This is a genomic window from Paenibacillus sp. FSL R5-0766 (assembly GCF_037971845.1).
In the GTDB taxonomy this organism is placed as follows: Bacteria; Bacillota; Bacilli; order Paenibacillales; family Paenibacillaceae; genus Paenibacillus.
In genome coordinates this window covers 3,771,810-3,789,484 of the sequence record NZ_CP150227.1, presented here as the reverse complement: position 1 = coordinate 3,789,484, position 17,675 = coordinate 3,771,810, and the positions used below count along the sequence as shown (strand labels likewise).

1 protein-coding gene is annotated in these 17,675 nt (G+C 50.5%); it reads right to left on the bottom strand.

Annotation, left to right across the window (positions count from 1 at the left end; all coding sequences use genetic code 11):
* Positions 1-52: 52 nt before the first annotated feature.
* Entirely contained in the window at positions 53-17,662 is a 17,610-nt protein-coding gene (locus MKY66_RS16230) for an SDR family NAD(P)-dependent oxidoreductase (RefSeq protein ID WP_076216842.1), read from the bottom strand.
* Between the last annotated feature and the right edge of the window lie 13 nt (positions 17,663-17,675).

Genomic DNA, 17,675 nt, shown 5'->3' with positions numbered 1-17,675 from the left:
CATTTCGCGAAAGTCTTAAAAATCGGCTTGGAAGCAAGCAAAGCAATTACCACTACTTGAGATGCATTAGCTGATCAAGGGTACATTCGCCGCTGCGAATTTTCTCTACAAGGTGGAGGTAATTCTCGTCATCGGAACGGTTGTATGCTTCCTCCGTATTCATAATCGGTGCTGTTCCGGAAATACCCATGAAGCTTCGTATTTGATCAGCCTGCCCCTGCATAACGACTACAGGTGACCTTCTCTCATGCAGTGTCTGCTGGAGAGATCGCATCGCATTTGTACGCTCCAGTGGAGCCGCTCCTGATATTCGCTCCATGTTCTGTCTCACATGATCATTCATATGCATACCGCCCTCTTCCCACAAGGGCCAATTAATGGCGAGTGTAAACCCGTGACGTTCTCCCTGCTGGACACGTTCATTGCGGTATTTGGAATATTCGTCCATAAACGCATTCGCTGCCGCATAATCGGCTTGACCCACATTGCCATGTACCCCGGCTAGCGAGGAAAATAATACAAAAAAGTCCAGCTTGAAATACTGGCTTGCTTCATCCAAATGAACCGTTCCAGCGACTTTTGGAGCCAGCACCTGCTCGATGTCATCAAGCTCCTTTCGGATCATATAGCTGTCGCGAATTAGGCCTGCATTATGAATAATTCCATGCAATTCGCCGTAGTTTCGGTTGATTTCCAGCATCAGTTCATCTACAGCTTCCCTCTTCGAGACATCCGAACGCCGATAGATGACCTCTGCCCCCATCTGTTCCAGCAACGCCATTCGCTGGTGATCTGATTCATCCGGTTCCGAGCGCCCCGTAAGGATAAGCACGGGATGTTCCGCCTGCTCGGCGATATGCTCCGCTATGATAGATCCGATTGCTCCCAGACCACCTGTAATCAGATACACGCCTCGATTTTTCCAAGGCAGCTCGACAAAGGATGAATGTGAAGATCCGACCTCTTTCCACAATGATGTATATCTTTTATCGTTCTGATAGCGGATATGTGTGTCGCCAGCGCTTTGACTGCTTTCCGTTAGAATCTGCACCACTCGTTCGGTGCTCTGAAGATCATCTGCTTCAATGATTTGAATGATGATTTTCGGATTTTCCAATTCAGCCGTTTTCAGCAAGGCAGATAATCCTCCGAATAAGTTGTACTGTGCCCGCTTGGCAACCAGCAGTTGAATGAGTACAGCACCTTCCGGTCTAGCTTTGAGCAACTGTTGCACATAACGATAGGCCTTCTTGACAGCAAACAAGTATTGCTCATCCATCAAGTCGGAATGACCAGCCCGATCCGCCGGGTCTGGACCAAGGGATACATACTGCACATTCGGAAGGTTGGCAGCCAAGACGTGTTCCTGCTCTGTCCAAGGGCCGGATAACATGACGATATGACGACTGTATACCACCTCAGGCACAACTACCGCTTCCTGCTCCTTCCACTCTTTTGCAAACATCAGTGTTTGTGATTCGTTTGGAGATGATATTTTCCCCATGTGAATCTCTCCCTTCAATGGTTTGCTGGTGAAGCCCTCGAATTGCACACATACATTTCCTTCTTCATCACACAAGTCGATGTCCAGCTTTTGCAGTGAATAAGATGGTTTATGTCCCTTACTGTAGCGAATATAAGCCCACATGTGGGCTGTGCAAGGACGGCGGAAAACGACTCGCTCCAGTGCAAAAGGAAGCAGCGGACTTGGACTTGTTTGCAGTCTGGGTTCATCAGGCATCGAATGTGCAAGCAGCAATCCAATGGCGGACTGCAAAGCCGCATCTGCCATGGACGGATGCAGGACGAAGTCACGAGCGGAGTCCCTTACCCGGGCAGGCAGAGCAAGTTTGGCCAGCACCGCGTTTTCTCCCGTGTAGACTGTTTCGATCCCTCGCATGGCTGTGCCATAATGCAGTCCCATCTGTTCAAATGCCTGATAGCATTCATCCGCTGTCCACGGTTTGATGCATTTGTTTCGTATTTCTGCCAGATTCAGCCTTAAGTCTTGAGATTCGGCTTTCAGCAAAGCCAAACCCTGACTGTGCAGCAACTGGGCTGACGCATCTTGAGTGTAGACTTCATAGTGAATGTCTCCCTGCTCTTCCGTATACAAACGCACATGAACGTCGGTAGCCTGAGCGGCGATTATCACGGGTCTGCCCCAGATGATATTTTCCAGCACAATCACCTCTGGTAGGGAATCAGCATGTTCTATAGAGCGTTTCACAGCCTCGCGAGCCATTTCCAAATAGGCAACTCCCGGAAGTACCCGATAGGTTCCGACCTGATGGTCTGACAGGAAAAATTCATCACCGTTGAACCGTGAGGTGAAGCGCTGCTCCGATAACAGGGATGTATTATGGTGAAGCATCGGATGAAGCATAATGGTATTTCGGGAATCTGCCTCAGTGGTATTAGCAACAGACAGCAACATTCTCTTAGCGTCAGGCAGCCAATATTTTTCCCGCTCAAACGGATAGGTAGGCAGACTCATTTTGCCTGGCGTAATTGCACCATATATTTGCTTCCAGTCCAACTTCGCGCCATTCACCCATAATTCCAGCAATCGATCCACGTTAACTTGTATCATCGCCAGTCTGACATCCTCAGAAGCAGGTTTGTTCGCTTCTTGCTCGGTGTCTAAAGGCGTATACGAGGTTCGATTAACCCGTCCTCTGTATATCCCGGGAATGGCTTGTTTTAACTTTCCGGTTTGAATGGTAACAAGTCTATCGATCAGTTCTCGTAACGTGCTTACTGTAAAAGCCAAACGTTCCTCCATTGCCTCTCTGCCGGTTTGAAGTGTATAGGCCAGATTGGCTAGCATCTGATCATCGAATGATCGGCGGCTAATATATAGTAGAAGTTTCTCCGCCACAGCAACCAGCCTTTCTTCATTTCGGGCAGACAAAACGATCATTACCGGTTGCTCCGACTTACGTTCAGTCCTGCCAGAAGAGCTTTTTATCACAGGAAAAGAAGGCTGAGCCTGAGCAGGAATGTATTCTTCAACGATTACATGAGCATTTGCGCCCCCAGCGCCAAATGAGGATACACCAGCAATGCGCGGTATTTCCCGCATCTGTCCGTCCACCTCAACCATCGGTCTTGACCAATCACTCGCCCTCTGCTGTACGATAAACGGCGTGTTTTTGAAGTCGATTTCCCTGTTCAACTCTTCGGCATGCAGGCTGGGTGCAATCTGACCATGTTTCAATTGAAGAATAATCTTGGTAAGTCCGCCAATTCCAGCAGCCGATTCCATATGTCCAACGTTGCTTTTCAGTGACCCAATGGAACAGTATCCTTTATCCTGCGTATCCTGGCGGAACGCTCGGGCAAGTCCGGCCATTTCAATCGGATCGCCCAGGCTTGTCCCGGTTCCATGAGCCTCGATATAGCTGATCCAGCGGGCGTCAATGCCTGCCTTGTTGATCGTCTCCCGAACCAGGTCTCCCTGTGCTGCAGGATTGGGGACCATATACCCATTTGTCTTGCCGCCGTGGTTAATGTGGGTTCCGCGGATGACGGCATGGATCTGATCCCCATCTTCAACGGCTTTGGAAAGTTGTTTCAGGATAACCACCCCGACGCCTTCCCCGGGTACAAAACCGTCTGCCTCCTGAGCGAAGCTTTTGCATTTACCGTCCGCTGCCAGCATCTGCTGGGCACACAAGGCAACATAGCTTGAAGGATGCAGATACAGGTTCACCCCGCCTGCAATCGCTGCCTCACATTCGCCGCGGCGAATGCTTTCACATGCTTCATGGATAGCCGTGAGTGAAGAGGAGCACATCGTATCCACCGGCATGCTGGGACCATGGAGGTTTAGCAAATAGGAAACCCGGTTTGCGACGGAACTGAACGAGGTCTGCGGGAACCATTCACTGCCTTCATTCCATAGTGGCGGGCCGTAAAGGTTGAAACCACTTTTGGTAATGCCAGCAAACACCCCTACTTTGCCATTGTACTGTCGATCCATCTGCTCCCTTGTATAGCCCGAGTCTTCAAGCGCTTCCCATACGGTTTGCAAAAAGAGCCTTTCCTGTGGGTCCATGTTCATGACCTCTCGTGGAGAGAGCTGGAAGAACAGCGGATCAAAATCGGCGTATCCTTCAATGAAGCCGCCCCATTTGCTGTAGCTTTTGCCTTTGCGCGCGGCTTCCTTGCGATCCGGTTCATAGAATCCTTCAAGTGACCAGCGTTCTTCGGGAATTTCCGTGATGCAGTCCTTGCCTGCAATCAGGTTGTCCCAGAACTGTTCCAGATTATCTGCCTGCGGATATTTGCCGCTGATGCCAATAATGGCAATCGGTTCATTGGCAGCCAAGTGGAGAGCTGCCGTGATGGGTACAGGCTTTACCGGATCTAAAACGGGCTCCTGCATCGTCCTTTCCACTGCTGATACGGTTGGCTGAATAAGGGATTCGTGCGTTTGTTCCGGCTCTTTTTCCGGCAGATTCGGTAGAGCCGCCGCCAACAGCTTCTGTCTGTGCTGTTTCATAAAATAATGAATTAATGATGCAAGTGTTTTGTGCTCAAAAAACAGCGTGGTGTTTACGCCGTCAAAATGTTTGCGCAACTGATTTGTCAGTTGAACAATCAGGATGGAATCGATGCCGTAAGCCTCCATCGGTTCGGACTCATCGATGTGTTCAGGTGACATTCGAATAACCTCTCCGACCAGACGTTTGAAAAATGTCAGGCTGGCCTGCCACATCTGATCGGAATCCAGTTCTGACTCTGACTGTGACAGTTGTTCTGTCTGCATTTTGTCCATGTTCATGACCGATATGTTTTCAGAAGTAATCGGCTCATGATTGGACCTGGCCTCCGGCGAAGGTATGACCATGGATATATATCCGTCGCTGAAGGCGGTGATGATCTGCTGCCCAAGGCTCTCACCTGGTTCAGCTGGCAGCATTGCCTGTCCAAACCCGGCTTCTTGTAGCGTCTTCTGCCACTGCTGCTTGCCAAGAATAGGGGAGCCCCCGATACGGATATCATCATCTTCATAGAGCCACCAGCCTTCCAGCAAACCAAATGTCAGGTGGCTAAACAGTGAGCTGTGGGTCAATTCATTCAGCAGAAGCAGGCCGTTTTGTTTTAACAGATGGTGTACGTGACCCAAGGTGCGTCTGATGTTCCGGGTAGCATGAAGAACATTGGCTGCGATGACCAGATCATAACTCCCCAGATCGTAAGATTGATCGGCAGGAGGTTTTTCGATATCCAGCATGGTGCAGTTCAGATAAGGGTGATTTTCCCCATAAGTTTTTTCTCCATATAGCAGGAATGCTCTCGAGATGTCCGTGTATGCATACTCTGCAATAGAGGAGGCAAAAGGTTTTATCCGCTCAAGCACCTTTTCGGTCGTTCCTCCTGTCCCGGCACCGATTTCAAGAATACGCAAGCTGGCCTTTGGATTGGATTCAAGTCGCTCGGCGAGGTACGCTGCGACGGTATCGGCAAGTATTTCGTTGAAATAGTCTGCTGCTGAATTATGCTTGTAAATGTTCTGCACCATATCCATTGCTCCGTCGGGGAACATGATATTGGTCGCAGCCAGCTCTCCTCTGACAATCTCCGGCAGGCTGCGTATCATCTGGTCGACTAACTTAACCTGAGGCGCAAAATCCGGGTCCAGCAGCCAGTGATTCATACGCTGCTCCCATGCAGACCACATCGAGTCAGAAACAAGAGACTGTTTCGACAAGGTATACTGCTCTATACGCTTTTTGCTTTCCTTCATCCAGCGATCATAGATGGCAACAGGACGGTTTGTCGAATCAGCTGAGGCCATCTGCTGTAACTGAATCGACAGTAGTCCGGCCAGCATCGACTCGAATTCATCGTTAAAGGCGGCCCACTTTTGTTGAATCGGCTTCACGTTGAGTTGTTGCCCAGAAATTCGATTCATGAGCTGATGGCGTCCTACTTGCTTTGCTTCAGGCGCAACCATAAACATACGATCAGACGCTGTGCCTTCCACTGCCCCTGGTTTGTCCGTCTGAATGAACGCCAGTTGATGCTTGCCTCCTGCCATCAGCAGTTCCAGCGCCCGCATGGCATCCTCAGGATGTATGGAGCCAATTCCCGACTGATTCAGTCTTTGCTTGAAAGTGGCAGGCACCTGACTGGCGATACCGGTCTCAGCCCAGTAACCCCAATTCATCACTTTTACAGGGAATTTCCAGGCTTGTGCTGCAGCGCTCATGCCATCGATAAAGGCACATCCGGCGGCATATCCAGCTTGCCCAGCTGGTGTGGTGAACGAGCTCATGGAGGAGAAAAACAGCATGAAATCCAGAGGCTCCTGTCCAAAAACGTTCATCATATTCACACTGGCATCCAGCTTGGATGACAATACATTGCGGAAATAATCTGGAGTCATCTGAGACAGACTTTGATCCATCAGGCCTACTGCAGCATGGACAACCCCGTGAATGGCTGGTACCAATGATCTGATCTGGCGGTATGCCTCCTGCAAGCTGTGTTTGTCGGATGCATCCGCAGAAATATACAACGGTTCGGTTCCCAATTCGCCAAGGCGTCTGCATAGCTCTCCGATCCGTGCATCGACCGCCCTTCGGCCAATCCAGATAAGCCGCGCCTGATAGCGCCGAATCATATATTCACTCCATGCTTCCCCAATGCCGCCCGCACCGCCAATAACGACGTAGACGCCATTTTTTCTAAATGCTTCATGCGTGTCACCTGTAGAGCAGACGTTCACCAGTACACTTTCATACCCTTTTCCATTCCGCCAGGCGCGCGTATTCCCATCCCATATCCCTGGAAAATGGCATTCGGGATGCGCTCCGATGTCATGGACATCATCCGCATCCAGATGGCAGACCCTCCAATCCGGCATTTCTTTGGCGAGGGAACCTGTAAGTCCGCTAATTCCGGCGTGCGCAGGATAGATCGTTTCTCCAGCCGATACGTTGCAGGCCTTCTCCGTTATGATGGTCAGATCGAGTCTGCGTGCGTCGTAGCCCAGATTCAACAAGACTTTAATAAGGAGAAATGTCTGAAACAATCCCTGGTTCTGCTCGTTGATCACTTCCGCAGCATGCTCCGGCCCCTGAACGATGCTTGAGGGCGGTACAATCCAGATCAGACGGCTGATTACGCCATGGCGCTTTAACTCGAGTTCCAGTTTTGTTTCTGGTGCATCCCCTTCAACCGTAATAAGTCGCAGGCCGGGATGCCATTGCTGAATAACGTCCTGCTGCCTCGACGTCCCGCCTACGATAATCCCCGAACTACCGAAAGACATGGACATAGGTTCGGTTACATCGGGATTGGTCGATACTTCTCTCCAACTTGGCGCATAAGTCATCGCTCCCGAGAGCGGAATTGGTGTCAGTGTCTGCTTCTCCGAGGTGGCGTAAGCTATTGTTTCATCCGGTAGTGGCTTCGCAAATGTATTGGACTCTTCCTGAATAACATCGGATGATTCCCCGGGGTACGGTCTGTGCAAAATCGTCAGCCCTCTAAGTTGCAGGACTATTGTTCCCTGGTCGTCACACAGATCGATCTGCACTTTGCTAGCCGTTCCGGAAGAATCCTGTCCTGGCAAAAGACGCACCCATGCCCAGACGGAATCCGGGCAGTCTCGATAGATTACAGCCTGATCCAAGGAAAAAGGGGTAACTCCGCCTTCCTTGAATTGCGGCAATCCGATGCATGCCTGTATAGCTGAATCCACCAGAGCCGGATGCAGTCCGTACTCCTCAGCCGTGGATGCAAGAGACGGCGGTAGTCTTAACTGTGCGATGACTTGTCCCTCTCCGATATGAAGACGCTGAATCCCCTGATGACCCGGTCCATAATACAGGCCGGACTGCTCAAAGAAACGATAACATTCAGCTGCCGTCATCGTTTGTTTTCCACATTGCAACAGCAAGGATTCCAGATTGATCGTTGGATAGGATGAGGTTTGACGAGTGGACGTCGAAATCGTTCCTAAATGATGTACATTTCGTTTGGATGGTTCGGATCTTACGGATCTCGGATTGTTTTCCCCGCTGGTTATTTCATAACGGATCTCCCCCGCATCCAGCGGAGTTAATCTCAATTCCGCCTGTAACCTGCCCGGTGTGACTGAATGCAGTTCCATCCCCAGCGGCACAGTCCAGTAGATGTCGCGAAAAACGATGACCCTGTCCTGCCGGGATGTATCTGTCGGAATAACCTGTTCCACCGCTGCCCGGGCCATTTCGAGGCAGGCGGCCCCTGGCATGATTTTACGATTGTGAATAACATGATCGTTTAGAAAAAATTCCTGTCCGCTCCACTCTGAACTGAAACGAATCCCTTGCAGATCCGATGTATTTCGCTGGAGAAGCGGGTGAAGATAAGATGTCGGTACAGGTTGTCCTGATTCTCGCTCCTTCTGTTCAGGCACCCAATAACGTTCTGTGGCAAACGGATAAGTGGGCAGGCTGATTCGCTGGGGTGTCCTTTCCGTGTAACCTTCAGACCACGGAACATCCAGACCTTTCACCCAAAGATCCAGCAGCTGTCCATACTTGCGTTTGCGGACCCAGCTTTTTACCGTTTCCTGCATATCGGCATCCTCTGCCAGTGCAGCGATCGAAGCTCTGTGGGACTTTATTTTGCCGAGATAGATGTTTTCGGCTTTCTCCGGATCATGAATATAAGCGTCCAGCCGGTCTTCTATTTCAGCAATGGAATCTGCCACCAAAGCCAGTCGCTCTTCCATCGCCGCACGCCCTGTCTGAAGTGTGTACGCGAGCTGAGGCAGATGACAATCCTCATATCGTCCCGATTGCAACGCCGCCAGCAATTGCCGAGCCTGCTCCTGAAGTCTTTTTTCGGTTTTGGCTGACAGTACGATGCATACCGAAGTAGCTTTGTTCATTGAGTCCCGGTGAGCTGGATGATCGGTCCGGTCAGAATTGTCTACCGATTCAGCCGGAATATACTCTTCAAGCAGCACATGGGCATTTACACCTCCGAAGCCGAAGGAACTCACTCCTGCACGTCTTGGCAGCGTTCTTCCGGCAGAGTCATTGAGCGCTTCCCATGACTTGTTCTCATCAACGATATAAAAAGGACTTCCTTCCAATTGAATGTAAGGGTTAGGTCTCTGATAATGAACTGTCTTCACAAGCGTTTTGTATTTCATTTGCAGTAGTACCTTAATGACCCCCGCAATGCCCGCAGCAAGCTCCAGATGCCCAATGTTGGTTTTGATGGAGCCCAGTCCACAGGAGGCTGAGGTTGTTATATTTGGTTCTGCGGTTGCAAGAGTCTCCTGAAACGCGATCTTCAAGCCATTAATTTCAATAGGATCACCAAGTGGCGTGCCTGTTCCGTGAGCCTCAATGTATCCTATGGTAGAAGGGTGCACACCAGCCTTTGAATATACGGATTTAATCAAGTCGGCCTGTGCTCGCGGATTCGGTGCGGTGAGTGATGCGGCCCGTCCACCGTGATTTTCATCCGTAGCACGAATCAAACCATATATGTGATCACCTGCTTGCTCAGCGGCCCGTAACCCTTTCAAAAAAATCATGCCAACGCCTTCTCCACGTACATATCCGTTAACCTCATCGGAGAACGTTTTACAACGTCCATCTGGACTCAGCATACCCGCTTTATTGAAACTGATATGATAGTCCGGGTCCAGAATGGTATTAACTCCACCCACGATAGCAGTATCACAGTCTCCATTTCGTATCGCCTGAACAGCCCTGTGAAGTGCCACCAGCGAACTGGAGCATGCCGTCTCCACGGGTTCGCTTGGACCGTGTACATTCAGGAAAAAGCTCATTCGGTTAGGACCTACGGAAGCGACATGGCCTGTCGAAGTATATCCTTCGATTATGGTATCCGCCTGTGCCAACAGACGATGATACCCGCTGCTCGCAGTGCCAACAAAGATGCCCATTCTTGAACCGGACAAGCTCGGTGGTGCATAGCCCGCATCTTCAATTGCTTTCCAGGCATACATCATCAAAAGCCGCTGCTGCGGGTCCATCAATTCCGCTTCACGCGGGGAAATGCCAAAGAAGCCAGGATCAAAGTCGGCGACACCCTCCATAAATCCGCCCCATTTGATGTTGGTTTTGTTGTGAGCCTGATCGGGATCTCCGTAATAGGCTCTCCAGTCCCACCGATCGGGTGGAATCTCTGAGATGCAATCCCGTCCCTGAAGCAGGTTATTCCATAAGGCGTCAATGTCCTTCGCCATCGGAAATCGGCCGCTCATGCCAATAATAGCGATGGGTTCCGGTTCCTTATGATTTTGATGATCGGATTCAGGCAGGTTGGATTCTCGATGGCGTTCGGAGGATATTATTGAACCTCCCATTTGCTCTTTCTGCTCAGAGGAATCTTCTGTTTCCTTCTCCTGTGATGAGTCATCAGTATGCAGTCCCTCGGTATCCATGTGCATCTCTGGCAAAAGTGCATCCCACTGTTTCGGATAGGCTCCGACAAGATGTCCTGTTAAAGACCTTAAGGTGGAGTGCTCAAAGAAAACAGTAGGTGTAAGTTTAAGCGCATAGTTCTCATTGAGAATACCGGCGAAATCGGTAAACGAAATGGAATCAAATCCATATTCGCCAAATTCCACATCTGGAAAGATGTCGGTCCGGTTTACCTGCAACAACTCAGACATATGATCCGTTAAAGCGTCTTGGACTTTGGAAACGAGCAGACGTTTTCGCTCATCCCCGGTTGGCCATGTTCGTTTTTGCGACTCGGGGACGTCGCCTGGGACGGCAACAGACGTCATGGATTGTGAAGGAGTTTTTGACACGTTCGATACCGATGGCTGATCCACCGAACCTGCGGAATCTGACATCACACCTGACAGAAATACGTCCGGCTCACCGTAAAAAGCCAACACTTGGGATGAACCGCTGTTCATGGCCATATGCAGCAATTTGATTCCGATAGAGGTGTCCATCGGGTGCATTCCCCATTGGCGGCGAATTTTCTGTTCCGCTACTGCCCCTGGTTGCATGCGTCCTTCCCTCCAGAGCGGCCAGTTGATTGCCAGCGTTGTGCCGTTACGCTGTCCGTTCCGAACCAGCCCATCTCGGTATGTGGCATAGGCATCCATAAAGGCATTCGCACAGGCGTAATCCGCTTGACCCGGATTACCTGTCACAGCAGCCAATGAAGAGAACAGGACAAAAAAATCGAGCGCCATGTGGGCGGTCGATTCATCGATCCATATCGTACCGTCCACTTTGGGAGCCAAGACGGATCGCAGTTCTTCTGAATCTTTGTGCCGTAAGGCACGATCTTTCACGACACCTGCCGCATGAATAATGCCGTTCAGCTCACCATAATCAGACTGAATTTCCTGTACCAGTCTCTGAACTGCTTCACGTGAAGTGATGTCCGCTTTCCTGTAAAGTACATGATTTCCGTTCAACTGAAGCTGTTGAAGATGGGCCTGCTGCTCTGCGTTTGGAGTCGAGCGGCCGTTTAACAGAATCGTGGCATTCCTGATCTGACTGACAAGCGTACGTGTCAAAGCTAATCCGATTCCTCCGATGCCTCCGGTTATCAGATATACCCCACCGTCTTTCCAGGAAAATGAATTGCCAGCGGAGTGAGCAGACAACTCCTGCCAGACTCTTGTCTGCCTGATGCCGGAAGCCGGATAGCGGGCAATTACGTTTTCTGAATGACGGCTCTCAGAAGCCATTTTATCAATCAGTTCTCCTGTTTGTATGGAGGAGTGCAGCTGAATGAGCTGACATGTTAACTGTCGATGCTCTCTAGAAGCCGTCAATAATATCCCGGCAAGGCCGTTGAGCAGACCGCCCTGCCCCTCTTCCTCGAAAGGAATAACGAGCTGAATAAGTGTACTTCCGGTTTCCGTGTTCACTATTTGCCTAATTTCTTCGAGCAGGTGTGCAGCTGACTCAGTAAAAAAGCTTGCAAGCGGGTGCAGCAATGCATTGTCTTGCTCAAATCGCTCTACGGATGCAAATATGTCCGTTGCCAGTCGTTCGCAGCGGGCGTGAGGAAACGATTCACGCAATGAAGATAGCTGCCCTGTAAAGTGATCCGAAATCAAGATCAGATGACTGTTGTACTTAGCGGCTGATTGGTCGGAAGAGATCTCAAGCGGCTTCCATTCCGGCGCCATTAGAATCGGCCTCACGTTTTCTTCCTTCTGTGTATCGAAATCTTTCTCCAGAACACGCGGTGTAAATCCGGTCATGCGTATACGTACCACTCCGTTCATGTCACACAGATCTACGTCCAGCTTGTGAATTTTGCTGTCCCGGCTGTTTCCTGAACTGTACGTGGCAACCGCCCACATCTCCGCTGAGCAGGAGCCCAGAATATCCAACTGCTCCAGCGCAAACGGCAGCGCAGGCCTGCCTGAGGCAGCTTGGTCAGTCACAATGCCGAGCAGATATCCGATGGTGACCTGAAGTGCTGAGTCCATCAAGCTCGGATGAAGAATATAATCTTCACCCGAAGCAGTCAGAGATTGCGGGAGTGACAAGTGTGCTATGACACGATCCTGCCCAACATATACAGACTGTATCCCGCGCAAGCCCGGCCCAAGGACAATGCCCGTTTGAGCGGATGCAGCGTAGAATGCTTCGGCATGGACCGGGCTGGGTGTGCAAGCCGCAAGTTCGGTTTGAATATCCCGCTCCATTTGGGCAGGAAGCTTGGCGAGCATAACTTGGCCTTGACTGTATACTTGTTTATATTGATCGCTTTCCTTTCCCTGCTCCTGAACAATTTCAAAGTGCATCGTTTCGTCTTCCTTTGTCTGCTCGACAGGACGAAAACGGATGGCAAAGGACGCTGATGTTTCATTCAGAATCAACGGGGCAGACCAGATCACGTTTCTCAAGCGAATCATCCTCGAATCCGAGAACTCACCCCATGCCGTATCTGCTGCAAAGCATACCCACTCCAAATGAGCTACACCCGGAAGCACCTTCATTCCCTTCACCAAGTGATCCTTGAAAAAGAATTCCTGACCGCTGAAAGCGGACGAATATTGCAATTGCTTCACGCTGGATGTGTTTCTGTGAACCAGTGGATGCAGCACTGTTCCAAAAGCATGTTCGGCACTCGGCGGTTGTTTAACCTGCTGAGTATCTTCACGTGCCGGTACCCAGTAGTCGTCCCCTGCAAAGGGGTAAGTCGGGAGCGGGATACGCTGTGCAGATATTGGAAACAGCTTGTCAAATGAAAGATCGTAGCCCTGTACATACATTTCGCAGAGGGCTGACAAATGTTCCAGATAAACAGAGGAATCCTCCGTTTCCCGGCACTGCCTTATACATTCGGTGGCGTATCGTTTCAACGAGGCGTTGCCGCGTTGTTCGTTTCGATTAACGAACCCGCTGGTTACTGAATTGCTCTCCCCTTTTGCAAGCCACTCACTCAACTGATCTACAAGCTGCTCCCCGTTGCGGGCAATGCAGATCATTCGATGGGCCAAATGAGGTCTGCCTGTAAGTAAGGTATAACTCATGTGCAGACTTTCCACCGCGGAGTTTACTTTTGCATAGGACACAAACTGCTCAGCTTGCTGACGTAGTTGATCCGCGGTACGGGCTGACAGTGCAATCAGATATCCGGGCCGCAGGTCGGAGCTGGCAGCCGGACGCGGGGGTGCCTCCTCAATGACCATATGGGCATTGGTTCCGCTGAATCCAAATGAACTGATCGCAGCCCTTCTCTTCTGGCCTTTTTCGGTGTCCCATGGCTTGGTCTCCGTATTGACATAAAAAGGGCTGTCCCCGAATGTAATGTTGGGATTGGGCTTTTCCATATGCAGTGAAGCTGGGATGCGCTTGTGACGCAAGGAAAGCAAAACCTTGATCAATCCGGCAATGCCCGCAGCGGTTGCCAGATGCCCGATATTGGTTTTGATGGAGCCCAGCGCACAGTATTGCTTCTGATCCGTATATGACGAAAATGCGTTAGTGAGCGCCTGGAACTCGATCGGGTCCCCGAGCCGGGTTCCGGTTCCATGCGCCTCTACCAGCTGAATGCTTGCCGGATCAATACCGAAGCGATCATAGACCTGTTTCTCCAAAGCGGTCTGTGATTTGGCACTTGGTGCAGTAATTCCGTTGGTCGTACCATCCTGATTGATGCCTGTTCCGCGAATTACGCCATGTATGTGATCTCCATCACGTACAGCATCACTGAGCGGCTTCAGCAGAACCGCTCCAGCTCCTTCTCCTGGCACAAAACCGTCTGCCCGTTCATCAAACGTACGACATCGCCCGGTGGTTGAGAGCATGCCTGCACGGTTGGCATCCATATAGAACTGGGGAGTCGATTGAATAAATACCCCGCCCGCAAGCGCCATTTCCGTTTCCCTCGCCCAGAGCGATTGACATGCCAGATGAATTGCCACCAATGAGCTGGAGCAGGCGGTATCTACCGCAATGGCAGGACCTTTCAAATCGAGATAATAGGCAATCCTGGCTGGAATGATGGACCCGGCTTTCCCCCAGAACGACTGAGCCGGAGGCTGTTCACCCATCAGCTGTCCATAATCCATTTCCGTACAGCCAACGTATACGCCGCATTTACGGCCCTGCATCGAGTCGCCGGCATAACCGGCATCCTCGAATGTTCTCCAGGCTTCCTCCAGAAAAATCCGTTGCTGAGGGTCCATGTAGGCAGCCTCTTGCCCGGAAATGTTAAAAAAGAGCGGATCAAACGCATGAATATTATCCAAAAAGCTGCCCTGGTCGCAAAAGGAAACATCAGCTCCATAATGCTTGGCAAGATTCCAGCGCTGCTCGTGTTGGATCAGGTCATCTCCCTTTTCGAGATGCGACCACAATTCCGCTACGTCGCGCGAACCCGCAAATCGGCCGCTCATGCCAATGATCGCCACCGGCTCATATGTTGTCAGCTCTTCGCTTTTGTTTCCCAATCCGTCACTTTCAATCCGGACTCGAGTAGTGACACCGGCAGAATCGACTGGAAGAGCAGCAGTGGCAGGCTGATAGCGCATATATTCCGGCACGTTAATGACAATTTTTCCGATATTTTTTCGTTGATCCATACAGCGATAGGCTTCCTGCAATCTGTCCATCGGGAATGTCTGACCGATCAGGGGACGGATGACCCCTTTTTCTACCCACTGCATCATCTCTTGCCTGTATTCCTCGAGCATTTCAGGCTGTTCCATGCCTAGCTTGCGCAGATCCAGACTATAGAAGCTCTGGTTGTGATTGAGTCCCGACAGGTTGATCGCATGGGCGCTTTTGAGAGCTGTCATTGCAATCTCGATGTATCTTCCGTTCCGCGCGAGACAGTTTAATCCTTTTTGCAGTGCCTTGCCTGGCAGGGTATTCAGAATGACGTGTACTCCTTCTCCGTTCGTGAGCCGCTCTACTTCCTGTTCAAAGTCCGTAGTGGCATAGTTGATTACATAGCTTGCGCCCATTTCCTGCAAATAATCAAGCTTGTGCTGCATGCTGGCCGTGGCGAAAATTTCTGCACCAAAATGGCGGGCAAGCTGAATGGCTACAAGTCCGACACCTCCGGTTGCCGTTTGGATTAGAACCCGTTCGCCGGGTTGAATATTGGCTTTGCGGAAGGCGGCAATGACAGTCATGGCTACGACGGGCAGCGAGCAAGCTTCCTCATGAGTAAGCCGATCAGGTTTGGCAAACACTTGCTCTGCTTTACACGTAATGGCGGTGGCATGCGCTCCGAGAGAGGCATCTGCATAGAACACTACTTCATCGCCGGTTTTTACCGTTGTAACGGAGGAACCTGTTTCGACTACAATACCAGCTGCCTCAAAGCCTGGTGTAAAAGGATACGGCGGCATGGTCGGATACAGACCCCGAATACAGAGTAAATCCCCAAAATTCAGGGAAAACGCTCTGACCGAAATACGCACTTCGTCAGGCAACAACTCCTGCACAAGGGTCTGATGAAGCTGAAGATCGTTGATCTCCGAGGGGCTGCCAATATGTGTCCGATAAAAATAAGACCCCGAGGTCTTGTCATTGATTCGTGTATTAGGTGCTTTCGCGTTGCTGCTATCTACAAAGGGAACTGATGCATAATTGACAGATTCGGAAGGCAGCGATGTGCCCTGGAAAATGGTTGTTGCTGTATCTGATGCTATTGCAGCTGCCGGTTCTGGCTCCCTAGACTGACTCTGCAAGAGCAGTGATTCGATCGTTTTTCCGTATTCCTGCAAAATGTGTTCTGTCAGACGATCCACATTGTTATAGTCGAACAGCACGGTCGTCTGCAAGGTCAGTTGGCACTTCTGATTAAGCACGTTGACCAGATGGACGGCAATAATGGAATCGACGCCATAGTCCGAGAAGCTGCGATTGTTCTGGATTCTGGACTGTTCCATCTTGAGGTCCTCTGCGATGCTTTCACGGATCGCCTTTTTCACAAACTGTTCAGTCATCTCCGTGGTGATGATCCCATGATCCGCAGCGGGCTGCTCCTGTTCATAGAACGATTCGTTCTGGTGTAGGATATCGGCAGGATGACTGGGTTGAAAAACGTTTTTAACAACAGGTGCAGAACCGTTAGCGCGAATGACGATACCGTCACTTTTGGCGGCTATTATGTGCTGTCCATAGCGGTCTGCCTGTGCTGACGGGTAATGAACGGAATGATAGCCTTCCCGCTGAAGCATTTTTTTCCAGTTTGCGGCCGACAAGGCCGGACACCCCGGGATGCGGACATTCTCATCCGTGTATTGCCACCAACCCTCCAGCAGTCCAAAGGTCAGGTGATTTATTACGGTTTTGCGCGTAATCTCGTTTAACAGCAATTGTCCATCCTTTTTGAGTGATGCCTTGATCATGCGAAGTGTGTCTCGGATATCCGGAGTGGTATGCAGTACGTTGCTCGCAATAATGAGATCGTACCTACCCGGTTCAATGCCTTGCTCGGCAAAAGGAATTTTCAAATCGGCAATTTTGTATGTCAAATAGGGTACTGAGGGTCCATACTGCTGCTCAGCATGCATGAGAAAGGCACGGGATATATCCGAATAACAGTATTCTTGTATTTTGTGTGCGACGGGTTTTAACTTTTCAAAAACGACTTCGCTTGTGCCTCCCGTACCGGCGCCAATTTCCAGAATGTTTACTTTCCTGTGTCCTGTGATCTCGGACGTCAATTCATTGATTACGCTCAGCGCCTGTTCCGCAAGAGTTCCGTTGAAATAATCGGCAATGGCATGGTGTTTATAAATACCTTCAACCATATGCATCGACGAGTCGGGAAACATCACCTCGGTAGCGGCCCTATGTCCTTTGAGAATGTCCGGAAGAGCACGAATCATCGAATCGGCCAATCTCGCATAAGCGCGCACATCGGGATGTGAGGTCCAGCCCGGAAGTCTGCTCTCCCATGCCTCCCAGGATAACCGGGTCCATGCCGCAATCTCTTCTGATTGGAGGCTTTCAACCGGACCAGGCAACTCCTGGGCATATTCGGCAAGCATCAAGCGACTTTCATTCAGCCATTTCTGATAGAATGGGCGAACCGTTTTTTCAAACTTTTCAAACACAAAATGTTCGTCCATACATCCCGCATTGTGCAGCTGGCCCCATAATAACCGAATAAGAAGCCGTTCGATGCTGCTCATCTGCTCCTGAACCGAATCCATATGTTCTGTAATGATCATCTACTACACTCCC

What these genes read in the sequence shown, in the direction of transcription:
- MKY66_RS16230 (WP_076216842.1), bottom strand. Translation starts at nt 17,662, where the DNA reads ATGATCATTACAGAACATATGGATTCGGTTCAGGAGCAGATGAGCAGC.